The following is a 13,010-nucleotide window of genomic DNA, read 5'->3' as shown; positions in this document are numbered from 1 at the left end:
TTTTAGGGGTGTATTTCGTTACAGCCCCTTTTGGGTGAAACCACTTGGTTTCTATAGTATGTTACGCCACTTGGCGCTAACAACATGTGAACTTTTCATACATAGTGAGAGGAAATACTTATTTCCCGTATACTGCAACTAAATCATTAGTTAGCATACATAATTTTTTAGGAGTTCTATCTTCTACATCGGTTCATCACTTGATGATCATAAGAGACAACACTTGTTGTATGCAATAAATGACACTCGTCGAAGGTTAAATAACACTTGTTTAATATAGGTTATCAGTTGCTCACTTGAGTATATACTAAAAATTGTTACTTACTTTAAATTATAAAAGAGTTTCGCTGTGTTGGGAGAAGAAAGCCTGTGGATGAGCACATACCGGGCAAATCTGAGGAGCTTCAGTACCAACATGGATGTAACCGCAGTTAGCACAAATCCAAGCAACCGGTTCTTCGCGTTTGAATACTTTGCCGCCATTTACATAGCTTAAAAGATCAAGATAACGTTCTTCATGACGAGCTTCGATTTTACCAACTTGTTCGAAAAGGTATGCAATTTTAGCAAAGCCTTCTTCTTTTGCTACTTTAGCAAATTCAGGGTACATTTCAGTGTGTTCGTAGTTTTCGCCGGCTGCAGCGTCTTTTAAGTTTACTGCAGTATCAGCGTTAACGTCGCCACCGTGTAATAATTTGAACCAAACTTTAGCATGAGCGCTTTCGTTTACTGCTGTTTCTTCGAAGAAGTCAGCAATTTTGTTCAAACCCGCTTTGCGAGCTGCAGAAGCGTAGTATGTATATTTACGGTTAGCTTGAGATTCACCGGCAAAAGCGGCCTGTAAGTTTTGTTCAGTTTTTGTACCTTTTAATTCTGACATATTAATCTCTCCTTTTTGTTGTGACAACTTTGACACAATTCATAATGTACTTACGAAATAAAGTAAAGAATTAAAATAGCTTAGAAATAAACTTTTATTTCACAACAATTCAAACTAATGAATAATCATTGTTGATTACATTATAGCCTATGAAATTGAGAAAATCAAGCCCAAAAGTTTGAAAAATTTAAAAAAGATTTATTTGATAAAGCTTATCAATACGCGTGATTGCTGACTTTTTGGAGCGTTAACGCTTTGAAAACAGCATTATAACCATAAAAACGCAATTGAGAATGAATGTCAGTGATTCAAGTTTATAAAATGAGAATACCTACATTTTAGTAGGAATTAAAAATTTAACCGCCGTGGGGAGGCGGCCGGAGGATCCTTGAAATTGTAAATATAACAGACTCGTTTCGTTTGAAAGTATTTTTTAGCAAAATAATACGTTGTTTTGCATATAATGTATTCGGCAGGGAACTCTAAATGGTATATAATAAATATATTAGGATAGAATTAGTAAGCGTCCGTACTGTTATCAGACTTAATTTGAATTGATTGATTGTGAATCGAAGAAGGGAGACATGCAATGGCATTTGTACGATATTATGTAGGCGATGTGGTAAAAATGAAAAAGTCCCATCCTTGTGGAAGTGCGGAGTGGGAAGTTAAGCGTATTGGTACAGATTTTACGATTGTTTGTCGCGGTTGCGGTCATCAAGTGATGTTATCGCGCTCTAAATTTGAAAAAGCGGTTAAAAAGATTGTGATTCGTTCAGCTGAAGCGGAGGCGGCCGAGGCAGCTAAAAAAGAAGCGGCTTCTCAGGCAAAAGTGGCGGCACAAGCAGATGTGAGTGTAAGCTCCCCGGCTAATACGGCAGGAGGCGATACGGTTGATTAAGTTAACACCGTATGCCGCCAAGGGCGGGTGCGCTTGTAAAATAGGACCCCATATATTAGACGCTGTACTCAAATCGGTTCAATTTCCTACGAATGACCATGTTTTGACGGCTATGGGGGGCGCCGAAGATGCGGGCGTATATGTGCTAAACGAAGAGGTTGGTTTAGTGCAGACCGTCGATTTTTTCACGCCCGTCGTAGACGATCCGTATACGTTTGGGCGCATTGCAGCGGCCAATAGCTTGAGTGATGTTTATGCTATGGGTGGACGCCCTTTGACGGCTTTGAACATTGTAGGCTTTCCGGTGCCTCTTGTGGAAGCGGGCGCCTTAACGGATGTGTTAAAGGGAGCCATGGCAACGCTTGAAGAAGCCGGTGTAGTTGTATTGGGCGGGCACAGTATAGAAAATGAAACGCCCCTCTTTGGACTCGCCGTGACCGGTCAGGTACAGCCAAATAAGGTTTGGCGGAATCGCGGCGCCCGAGTGGGCGATGCGCTGGTTCTAACTAAGGCGCTAGGTACGGGGATTATGAGTACGGCCTTAAAAGGAGACCTCTTTCCCGAGGAAACTCAGGCGGCTGTGGCGAGCATGAGTATGCTCAACAAACTGGCCTGTGAAGTAGCTAAAAACTTTACGGTTCATGCCTGTACGGATATTACAGGCTTTAGCTTGATGGGGCATGGCTCTGAAATGGCAAGTGGCAGCGATGTATCGTTGGAAATTGATACGACAGCGTTGCCGCTGTTTCCTCATGTAGTCGAAGCGGCCGAGATGGGTCTGGTGCCGGCGGCTACCTACGGCAATCGTAAAGCGATTACGGCTGTGTCCGGTTTAGTTGAATTGGAATCTGTGTGGAGTGATATTTGTTTTGATCCGCAAACGTCAGGTGGCTTGTTATTGGCTGTGCCCCTGTCAGAGGCGGAAGAGTTGGTTAAATCCTTGCACCAAGCCGGTGTTCACGCGGCTAAGCAGATTGGCAAGGTGGTAGCGAGAGGAGATTTTGACGTTTATGTCCGATGAAGTGAAGGCGGTCTATGGAGCTGATTTACGCTCTATGACGGAAGTACCGAACGATGTAAAAAAAGAGTGGCTTGTACAGGGCAGTGTAGTCGTTGATATGCGCGGTTCTTTATGCCCGATGCCGGTGATTGCGACGAAGAAAGCTATGGAAGAGCACCCCGGAGCAGTTATTACAACTCTTGTAGATAATGAGGTCAGTCGTGATAATGTGACCAAGTTTGGTAAGTCCAGACAGTGTGAAGTAACCGTAGCGACTGGTGGGAACACACATTATCTAACTATGGTGCCGGCCGGTACACAAGTCGCCACAGTGTCCCCTGAAGCTTCAGCAACCAAGGCTTCGGTCACAGAGGTCGCTTCGGAGGCTCCAAAGAGTCCGGCAGCATCTGTTTCATCGCCAAACTTTGGTGGCAAAGTTCTTTTAATTACCAAAGATTATCTGGGCGAAGGCAATGAAGAATTAGGCCGCACTTTGATGAAAACATTTATGTTTTGCCTAGCGGAATCGGATGTAAAACCGTCTAAAATCTATTTTATTAACAGCGGTGTAAAAATGGTGACGGAAGAATCACCACATCTTGAAAACTTGAAGAATTTGGTTGAAGCCGGCGTCGACATTGCTGCTTGCGGTATTTGCCTTGATTTTTACGGCTTGAAGGAAAAAGTAGCGGTCGGCTCCATTACTAATCTTTATGCCATTACGGAAGCGATGCTCACAGAATCGATGGTAACCTTGTAGTGTGGCATTGCCCCGATACGAGAAAGGCCGATTATGGAAAACTTAATAGTATTTACAAATTATTATTTTGCCTATAAAGCGGAAAAAATGTTGCAAGGGGAAGGTATTAAACTGCAACTTATTCCGACTCCGCCGGCATTGCATAATATGTGCGGTCTTTGTATTCTATGTGCCCAGGCTGACTTGGAACGAATTTTGGAACTGCTACAAGCGGCGCATATCACTCATTCGGGTTTGTATACATATGACCGAGCTTCTAAAAAATGTACTAAAGTGCAAATTACACAAGAATGATGGTTTGTATGGGTAAAAAATAACCGCCTGTTTGATACATCTCGTTAAAGAATGCATCGGACAGGCGGTTTTTAGTTGATTTTATTGGCGGCGATTAAAGCGCAGTCCGTAGAAGCAGACCGACATTATTCATCAATAGAAAACTTCGAGGATGAAGATGAATGATGGCTGCTTGATTTGTTGGATTTAGAGCTATGGGACGATGAAGATTCATCGGAAGTATTATCGTCCTTGCTGCCGGATTCACTCGGTGGCGCCGCTTCCGCAATTTCAGCATCTGTTGCCGGTGTTTGCTGTAAATTTAAATTGGAATAATACGCCTTATCCGCTTCGCGGTTAGTGATTAAGCCCTGCTGTGTCATCAAAGTAAGAACCGTGCGTTGCCGCTCTTTAGCGCCTTTATAATTCGTCACCGGATTATAATAGGATGGTGCTTGCGGCATGCCGGCCAGTAATGCTGCTTGGCCTAAAGTGAGTTTAGCCGGGGTGGTGTCAAAATAGCCTTTGGCAGCTTGCTCGATGCCGTAATAGTTATTGCCGTAATAAATAGTATTAAGATACATCGTTAAGATTTCGTCTTTGGTGTAATACAATTCCATGAGGTATGCCAAAATCACTTCTTCCACTTTACGTGACATGATACGCTTGGAGGATAAAAAGAGGTTTTTTACCAGTTGTTGCGTGATTGTACTGCCACCTTCAACGGTGCGACCGGCCGTTACATTCGTGTAAAAGGCGCGACCGATGCCGAAAAGATCAATGGCACCGTGTTCATAGTATCGTTTATCTTCCGTGGCTACCAACGCATCCTTTAAGTTCTGGCTGATTTCGTCTCCTTTCACGCGTTGATTGTCAGGCACTCGTTGATCAAGAGCCGTTTCAACGGCCTCTTTGAAGTGGAATAAACGATTGATACGAGCGGTACGGCTCATTTGGTCTTCGGTGGACTCTAAGGTCTGTTCTTTCACCGTGTAAGGGCTGCGTTGCTGGCCGGTTTCGTTTGGCGTATAGCCGGCAAACCAGTATAAACCGAGCCCCAATACGATGATAGTGATTAATAATTTAAATAATAGTTTCATGGCTCTATCATACCATAAGTGACAAAAATAGCTAGTGATTTTTACACTTATTCATAGTAAAATATAATAAATAAAATAAATAAAATAAATACTATTATAGTTTTATAAGGAGGTTTCGATGAAGGGACGTATTGTTAGTGTTTCCTATTGGCCGGCGCCTCTTCGATATTATGAAGCGGTAGCGACTGATCGCAGTGCTTATAATGAAGTGATTGGCGCTATGGAGCAAGCGGCAGCAGCCATAAAGGCCAGCAAGCCGCAAACGATTTTAATATTGAGTCGCTATCAGTTGACTTTAAATGATGCTATCGGCTACAGTCCGCAAGCCCGTTTGCGCGGTGCTATTCCTTTGGCCAATGGTACTACCTTTACGGTTGGTATGGAGACGGATAGTACATTTAACGCGGCTTTGCGTAAATCAAGCGAACGCATGGGCATTCCGTTGACCAGTATTTTGGACAGTTTGCCGATTATTTCGACGGATGACTATTTTTTGCATCATACGGCTACAATTCCGCTCCATTTCCTGGCCGAACAGGGGTTGGGGAATAAGCAGATTGTGCGCCTTACCATGGGCCGCTTAAGTTATGAGGAATTATACACGTTCGGTAAAGTCGTTCAATTGGCGGCCGAAGCGTCGGGGCGACAGGTAGCTGTTATCGGCAGTGCCAATTTGTTGCCGAACCATTGGGTAAACGGTCGTGATAAAAACCTCGATACCAATATTAATGTTATGTATGCGTTGGGTGACCAACAACCGCGTGTTTTGCAGACTTTGGGCTACCCACCGGGCGAGGAATATTCTTTGCGTACCGCCGCATTTGTACTGGGTGCCGTTAGCGGTCTTAAAGCAACGGTAGGGACGCATCATTTCTCATCGGTGGCCGGTGAAACCTATGGCTTAATACAATATGATGTAAAAAAATAAAAAAGTTCTGTATTTTTTTTACAAAAATACTTGCATTAATATTCACAACTATGTATAATGTTACACATGAAAGACAAGAACGTAAGTAACTGATTATTCAAAGAGGTGTTTATAATGAGTGATATTAAAAAAGTAGTATTAGCCTATTCCGGCGGTCTTGATACATCCGTAATTATTCCGTGGTTAAAAGAAAACTACGGCTGTGAAGTAATCGCTGTATGCTGTAACTTGGGACAACCTGAAGATTATGATGCGGTTGAAAAGAAAGCCATCAAATCCGGTGCTTCCAAAGCGTATATTCTTGATGTTCAAGAAGAATTCGTAGCCGATTACATTTGGTCAATCGTTAAAGCCGGCGCCGTATACGAAGGTAAATATTTATTAGGTACTTCCTTCGCTCGTCCGTTGATTGCCAAGAAATTAGTAGAAGTAGCTAAAGCCGAAGGGGCCGACGCTATTGCGCACGGTGCAACCGGTAAAGGTAATGACCAAGTTCGTTTTGAATTGACTATTAAAGCATTGGCGCCTAATACTAAAATTATCGCTCCATGGCGTGAATGGGAACTCAAATCCCGTGAAGATTGTATGGAATTCGCGGCTAAACACGATATTCCGGTAGTAGCCACTAAATCTCATCCATACAGCATGGACCAGAACGTATGGCATTTGTCCCATGAAGGGGGCGACCTGGAAGATCCGGCTAATGCACCTAAAAACGATGTGCATTTAGTTTGTAAATCTCCGGAAGAAGCGCCTGATACACCAACCATGGTATCTATCGACTTCAAGGAAGGCGTACCGGTAGCTGTTAACGGCAAAACAGGCACTCCGCTTGAATTGTTACAGACTTTGAACGAATTGGGTGCCGCTAACGGTGTGGGTATCGTTGATATCGTTGAAAACCGTCTCGTAGGCATGAAATCCCGTGGTGTATATGAAAATCCGGGCGGCGCTATCATCATGTATGCGCATCGTGAATTGGAATACCTTTGCCTCGACAGAGCGACTTACCACTATAAAGAATTGGTAGCTAATAAATATGCAGAGCTCGTATACGACGGTATGTGGTTTGCACCATTGATGGCGGCGTTACAGGCGTTCGTAGATGAAACTCAGAAAACGGTAACCGGTACTATTAACTTGAAATTATACAAGGGCAACATCATCAGCGCCGGTGCAACATCACCTTATTCCTTATACAATCAGGAATTTGTAACCTTCGAAGAAGATGATGTATATAATCAGGCAGACGCAGAAGGATTTATTAATCTCTTCGGCTTGCCACTTAAAATTAATGCTTTAATGAAAGAAAAGGCAGGTAAATAAATGGCTAAACTTTGGGGTGGCCGTTTTACAAAGGGTACTGACAAAGCGGTAGAGGACTTCACGTCCTCTATCGCTTTTGATGCCCGGATGTATGCGGAAGATATTGCCGGCAGTAAAGCACATGCGACAATGCTGGCGAAACAGGGAATTATTTCTCAGGCTGATTGCGATGCTATCGTAGCCGGTTTGAACGATATTTTGAAACAAATTGAAGCGGGCACGTTTGACTTCTCCGTAGCCCTTGAAGATATTCATATGAATATTGAAAAACGCCTTACCGATGCTATCGGTGAAGCGGGCGGTCGTCTCCATACGGGCCGTAGCCGTAATGACCAAGTGGCTGTTGATTTGCACATGTATGTGCGTAAAACGGTAGTTCACATGGGTGAACTGTTGGTCAATTTGCAAAAAGCGCTCCTTGAAGTGGCTGAAAAGCACCAAGACGTGATTATGCCGGGCTACACCCATTTGCAACGGGCGCAGCCGGTACTTTTTGCCCATCATATGATGGCCTATTTCTCCATGTTCGGCCGCGACTTCGATCATTTGCCGCTCATTTATAAGCATGCTGATGTAATGCCTTTGGGCGCCGGTGCGTTGGCGGGTACAACGTATCCAATCGACCAAAGCTACACACAGGAACTCTTGGCGTTTAGCAAGATTTACGAAAACAGTATGGATGCGGTGAGTGACCGCGATTATGTGCTGGAATTTTTACATTTTGCCGCTACGACTATGATGCATTTGAGTCGTCTCAGTGAAGAGATGATTATGTGGTCCAGCACGGAATTCGGTTTTATTGAGCTCGATGATGCGCATTGCACCGGTTCCAGCATTATGCCGCAGAAAAAGAATCCTGATGTATGTGAACTTGTACGCGGTAAAACGGGCCGTATTTACGGCCATTTATTGGGCCTTTTGACAACCATGAAAGGCTTGCCGCTTACCTATAATAAGGATATGCAGGAAGATAAGGAAGGTATTTTTGATGCTATCGATACCTTGCAATTTGCCTTGTCGATTATGGCGGATATGCTTCGTCAGATGACCGTTAACGGTGAACGCACCTATTCCGTCTTAGCTAACGATTTCTCTAATGCTACGGATATGGCCGATTACTTGGCCAAAAAAGGTGTACCGTTCCGCGAAGCCCATGCTATCGTCGGTGAAGCGGTGCAGCATTGCATTCAGAATCATTGTGTTTTATTGGATTTGACCGTGGAAGATTTCAAAAAAATCTCCCCTGTATTCGAAGCCGATATTCTTGATGCAATTACCATTGAAGCCTGTGTGGCCGGTCGTAAAAATTACAGCGGCACAGCGCCTGAATGTGTAGCCCGTCAACGTAAAAACGGGGCGGCTCAAGTGGCCGAAGAAGAAGCACAATTGGCTAAATGGGCAGCACAGCTTGATTCTATAAGAATCTAAGGGGCTGCCAATGAGGCGATAAGCGCTTTAGCGGCTAATTTCCACTAAGTGTTTAAAGCGGCTTTTTTTACAGGTCCGTCAAATCATGTTATACTATATAGTGCATACCAAAAAGATAATTAGACTTTTGGTATGCATTTTATTTTATATCGGTTCAGGTGAATGGCGTGACACCGGAAGTGTCGGCAGTCGGCCGTGATACCGAAAATTTGTCGATAGACCGTGTGTTTAAGACAACCGGGATAGACTTTGCAACTATGAGAATTGAGGGAGGGATGGGTATGCATACACCGTCATTAACAAGAGAAAATGCCTTGGCATTATTGAAAACATATAATAAAGAACCGTTTCATATTCAACATGCCTTAACCGTGGAAGCGGTGATGCGTTGGTACGCCAATGAGCTTGGTTTTGGTGAAGAAGCGGATTATTGGGCTCAAGTAGGCCTTTTGCATGACGTGGACTTTGAAATGTATCCGGAAGAGCATTGTGTTAAAGCACAGGAGCTTTTAAAAGAAGCGGGCGTAGCTGACGATGAAATTTATTCTATCTGTTGTCACGGTTATGGTATCTGCATCGATTTGGAACCAAAAGAATTGATGGAAAACGTGCTCTATGCGGCCGATGAATTGACCGGTTTGATCGGTGCTGCTGCTGCTTTGATGCGCCCTTCCAAATCAACGAAGGATATGGAACTTAAGAGTCTGAAGAAGAAATTCAAAGATAAGAAATTCGCTGCCGGTTGCTCTCGTGATGTCATCAAAAACGGTGCTGAACGGCTCGGCTGGGAACTGGATGAGCTTTTAAGTAAAACCCTGGCCGCCATGCAGGCGTCGGAAGATGAGATTGCAAGGGAATATGAATTGCAGGTAGGAAATTAACAGACTGTTAATTTGTGCCTGGACTACCCGCCGTCCTTTAACGCTTCGTTGTTAATGTCGTTAACGGTTTGTGTAATTTTTAGGCGGTAAAAGTGCGCGTTAAAGTGTTCACTGTCATTCGACAAGGGCCTGGATTTGAAATTCAATGACGGATATATTTTGTGTGTCTGTGCACAGTAGACACACCCTGTTTTAGTTCGAAAAAAATCATAATTAATTCGGAATAGGCCCTTAAAATACCTAATCGGCATAGGAAAAAATAGACTAAAATTGAAACTTTTTATGGTTCAAATGAATTCTCCTCGTTTATATTATAGAGTTTATATATTTTTATTCAATTCGTGTAATATTTTTTGTCCGCCAATGGGGTAAATTTTGCGTAAAATTTTTAAAAAGTTAGGTATAATGCCCACTTTGAGAATTGCACCATGAAAAACACGGGCCGCCATTGATGGCGACTAGCTTTCGTGGACCTTTTTTATTGAAAAAAAGACTTTCATTAATTGTCAATAGATGTTAGAATAAGTCGTCAAATAAAATAAAGAGAAATACGTTTCATACGATACCACATCCACGCACAACCGCAAGGACTGGTATCGATAGCGGTCACTGATTATTAAGTTGTAGATGTTGAGCTACATTAGAAAGGGGATTGATACATGAAAACCACCGCTAAAAAAATGTCTGTATTCCAGCTTACGACCCTCGTTGCAGCAAATATGATGGGTGCTGGGATTATTATGTTGCCTACTAAACTTGCAGAAGTAGGAACTATTTCCGTTTTGTCTTGGCTGATTACAGCCGTAGGGTCCTTAGTATTGGCCCACATTTTCGCACAGTGCGGCATGTTCACAACGAAAACCGGTGGACTTGGCGGCTATGCAGAGTATTCTTTCGGCAGAACCGGACATTTTATGGCAAACTATGCTTATGCCATTTCACTTGTAATTGCAAACGTAGCGATTGCGATTTCCGCAGTAGGCTACGCAGCTGTTTTATTTAATTTAACCTTGACGCCGGTACAGATGAGTTTAGCCACTATCGTGCTTCTTTGGTTAGCTGCCGTTCTTAACTTCGGCGGTAATGCCAAAACCGGTCGTATAAGTAATATCACTGTTTGGGGGGCTATCATCCCTGTATTGTTCATCAGCGTATTCGGTTGGTTCTGGTTTGACCCAAATATGTACACAGCTGTATGGAATCCGAACCAACTGCCTTTCTTTGATGCAGTTAGCGAATCCATCGCATTAACTCTTTGGGGTTTCTTGGGCTTTGAGTCCGCAGCAGCTAACATGGATGCTGTAGAAAATCCAAAGAAAAACGTACCAATTGCAACATTCTTTGGCACATTAGCAGTAGCGGTGATTTATGTATTGTCTACTAATATTATGGCAGGGATTGTACCAAATGTTGATTTATTGAACTCAACGGCACCATTCGGTATGGTGTTCGCGCAGATGTTCAATGAAACTGTTGGCCAGATTGTTATGGCTGCTATGGTAATCTCTTGCTGCGGTGCTATCCTTTGCTGGCAGTTCACTTTATCTCGTGTGTTCAAAAGCTCTGCCGATGCAGGCTTGTTCCCTAAAGTATTCAGCCGTGTAAACAAAGCTGACGCACCTGTACGTGGTTTGTTGATTCTCTTGACGATTCAGTCTCTCTTGGCCTTCATGACCATGAACGAATCCTTGAGCCGTCAGTTTGAAAACCTCGTTAACTTGGCAGTAGTTACGAATGTATTCCCTTACATTCTCTGCTGTATTGCTGTTAATAAATTATTAAAAGTTGAAGGTGCTTCCAAATTCACTCGTCGCAGCATTTTCGGTTTGAGCATCGTAGCGATTGCTTACTCCGTATACGCAATTTATGCGTCCGGTGAAGGCCCTATGATCGGCGGTACGATTGCTATTATTATCGGCTACATTGTTTACCAATTGGCCTTCAATATTGTGCCTCGTGCTCTTCGTTCCAAACGTAGTGTGGCTTAATCAGCCCAGACGTAGCGTGGCTTAATCAACCGAAATGTAGCGTAATCAACTGACCTATACGGACTGCAAACACTTCCGAGTGCTTGCAGTCCTTTTTGTTTTGCTTTATAGTAAGAATAGAGGTTTGAAGACTAAAAATTTAGCACTAAAGATTCAGGCATATTCTGCTATAAATTTGTAAAAATAGATATTTTTTAGTTAAAAAGCTTTTGACTTGAAGTGAAATATAGAGGTAAGAGGATATATGACTTTATTACAGTTAAAATACATTGTAACCGTGGCCAAGCAAGGGTCCATTAATAAGGCGGCGAAAGAATTATTCATCGCTCAGCCGAGCTTGACGGCGGCTATTAAGGAATTGGAGCAGGAATTGGGGATTACCATTTTCTCCCGCACCAATAAGGGCGTCATCGTTTCAACGGAAGGGGAAGAGTTCCTCGGCTATGCCCGTCAGGTAATTGAGCAGACAAATCTGATTGAAGAAAAATATTTCGGACAAACGCCGGTTAAGCATCAATTTTGCGTATCTACGCAGCATTATTCGTTTGCTGTGGAAGCCTTCGTAGATGTTTTAAAAGCCTATGGCGGCGATGAATATGATTTCCGTATTCGTGAAACACAGACCTATGAAATTATTGAAGACGTAGCGCGACTTCGCAGTGAAATCGGTATTTTGTACCTTAATGAGTTCAATGAAACGGTTTTACGCAAAGAGTTTAAACGACATGATTTAACCTTCCATCCATTGTTTACGGCAAGGCCTCATGTATTTATAAGCTCTTTTAGCCCTTTGGCATCTAAAGAGAAGGTTACCTTGGAGGATTTGGCACCGTTTCCACGACTTTCCTACGAACAGGGGGAGCATAATTCCTTCTATTTTTCAGAAGAAATTTTGAGCACCTGTGACAGTGCCAAAGATATTGTGGTGTGTGATAGAGCGACATTGTTTAATCTCTTAATCGGGCTTGACGGTTATACGATTTGTTCCGGTATTATCAGTGAGAAACTGAACGGCCCTAATATTTTGGCTACTCCGCTTGATGTGGATGAAAAAATTGAAATCGGCTATATTTTGCATAATAAGGTAGCGGCCGGTAAATATTGTCGCAATTATATTGAAGCACTTAAAAAGAATACGCAAAGTGTTTGATCAGGACACAAACCGTAACGGTTAGATATAGGTTTAAACTATAGCTAACCGTTTTCTGTATATATTAGCCACAGAAGACAAAAGAACGTATAATGATTTCAGTCAAGGGAAGTTCAACAGTCATTGAACTGTTAAAGAGAGAGAGTTACGAGGGGACTTTGAGTGAGCAGAGAGCGTAACTACAAGAGAGATACGGGCGGGGTGAGAGCCGCCGGTAAATAAAAAGTTGCTTGGTGGGGTGAGAGCCACGGGCAACGGGGACTTTTAATTAAATAGTATCCGTGTTTTAACATGGATCGGGGGAATTATACAGAAGACGGTTATATCGGTAAATTTTACCGACATAACCGTCTTCTGTTTTTGGGCTCTTTGTCAAATTTTGGGGCGCTAAAGAG

At 43.0% G+C, this 13,010-nt stretch carries 11 protein-coding genes and 1 pseudogene; 10 read left to right on the top strand and 2 right to left on the bottom strand.

Annotated elements, in window-relative coordinates:
• Nucleotides 1-331: 331 nt before the first annotated feature.
• The gene (gene rbr / locus QZL64_RS00850; protein WP_021840174.1) at nucleotides 332-880 is read right to left on the bottom strand and encodes a rubrerythrin; all 549 of its coding nucleotides are present in this window, start codon (nucleotides 878-880) and stop codon (nucleotides 332-334) included.
• 589 nt (nucleotides 881-1,469) lie between these two features.
• Here rbr and QZL64_RS00845 point away from each other — a divergent pair.
• From QZL64_RS00845 to QZL64_RS00830, 4 genes and pseudogenes are all read left to right on the top strand, one after another.
• Nucleotides 1,470-1,670, top strand: a pseudogene (locus QZL64_RS00845) (DUF951 domain-containing protein); the annotation flags it as partial.
• Between the two features lie 97 nt (nucleotides 1,671-1,767).
• Entirely contained in the window at nucleotides 1,768-2,802 is a 1,035-nt protein-coding gene (gene selD, locus QZL64_RS00840; RefSeq protein ID WP_374041992.1) for a selenide, water dikinase SelD, read from the top strand.
• A gap of 34 nt (nucleotides 2,803-2,836) precedes the next feature.
• Nucleotides 2,837-3,541 carry a sulfurtransferase-like selenium metabolism protein YedF gene (yedF, locus tag QZL64_RS00835; protein WP_295241287.1) on the top strand — a complete coding sequence of 235 codons (705 nt, stop codon included), beginning with the start codon at nucleotides 2,837-2,839 and terminating at the stop codon, nucleotides 3,539-3,541.
• A gap of 33 nt (nucleotides 3,542-3,574) precedes the next feature.
• Nucleotides 3,575-3,835, top strand: coding sequence for a DUF3343 domain-containing protein (locus tag QZL64_RS00830; protein WP_021840170.1), 261 nt, complete (start codon nucleotides 3,575-3,577; stop codon nucleotides 3,833-3,835).
• Nucleotides 3,836-3,960: 125 nt separating this feature from the next.
• On the opposite strand, the gene QZL64_RS00825 is transcribed toward QZL64_RS00830, so the two are convergent.
• Nucleotides 3,961-4,914 carry a transglycosylase domain-containing protein gene (locus tag QZL64_RS00825; protein ID WP_021840169.1) on the bottom strand — a complete coding sequence of 318 codons (954 nt, stop codon included), beginning with the start codon at nucleotides 4,912-4,914 and terminating at the stop codon, nucleotides 3,961-3,963.
• A gap of 118 nt (nucleotides 4,915-5,032) precedes the next feature.
• Between QZL64_RS00825 and QZL64_RS00820 the strand changes: the two genes are divergently transcribed.
• The 6 genes from QZL64_RS00820 (at nucleotide 5,033) to QZL64_RS00795 (ending at nucleotide 12,615) form a co-directional block, all read left to right on the top strand.
• Nucleotides 5,033-5,842: an extradiol ring-cleavage dioxygenase class III protein subunit B gene (locus tag QZL64_RS00820; protein ID WP_021840168.1), complete on the top strand. Its 810-nt coding sequence runs from the start codon at nucleotides 5,033-5,035 to the stop codon at nucleotides 5,840-5,842.
• A gap of 114 nt (nucleotides 5,843-5,956) precedes the next feature.
• Nucleotides 5,957-7,168: an argininosuccinate synthase gene (locus QZL64_RS00815; protein WP_021840167.1), complete on the top strand. Its 1,212-nt coding sequence runs from the start codon at nucleotides 5,957-5,959 to the stop codon at nucleotides 7,166-7,168.
• Nucleotides 7,169-8,596, top strand: coding sequence for an argininosuccinate lyase (gene argH, locus QZL64_RS00810; RefSeq protein WP_021840166.1), 1,428 nt, complete (start codon nucleotides 7,169-7,171; stop codon nucleotides 8,594-8,596).
• Between the two features lie 167 nt (nucleotides 8,597-8,763).
• Nucleotides 8,764-9,477 (top strand): hDIG domain protein, encoded by a 714-nt coding sequence (locus QZL64_RS00805; protein WP_021840165.1) that lies wholly within the window; start codon nucleotides 8,764-8,766, stop codon nucleotides 9,475-9,477.
• Between the two features lie 659 nt (nucleotides 9,478-10,136).
• Nucleotides 10,137-11,465, top strand: a complete 1,329-nt coding sequence (gene potE / locus QZL64_RS00800; RefSeq protein WP_021840164.1) for a putrescine-ornithine antiporter — start codon at nucleotides 10,137-10,139, stop codon at nucleotides 11,463-11,465.
• 244 nt (nucleotides 11,466-11,709) lie between these two features.
• The gene (locus QZL64_RS00795; protein WP_021840163.1) at nucleotides 11,710-12,615 is read left to right on the top strand and encodes a LysR family transcriptional regulator; all 906 of its coding nucleotides are present in this window, start codon (nucleotides 11,710-11,712) and stop codon (nucleotides 12,613-12,615) included.
• The last annotated feature ends 395 nt before the right edge of the window (nucleotides 12,616-13,010 follow it).

The organism is Veillonella sp. CAG:933 (genome assembly GCF_000431435.1).
In the GTDB taxonomy this organism is placed as follows: Bacteria; Bacillota; Negativicutes; order Veillonellales; family Veillonellaceae; genus Veillonella_A.
This window is presented reverse-complemented; position numbering and strand designations above follow the sequence as displayed.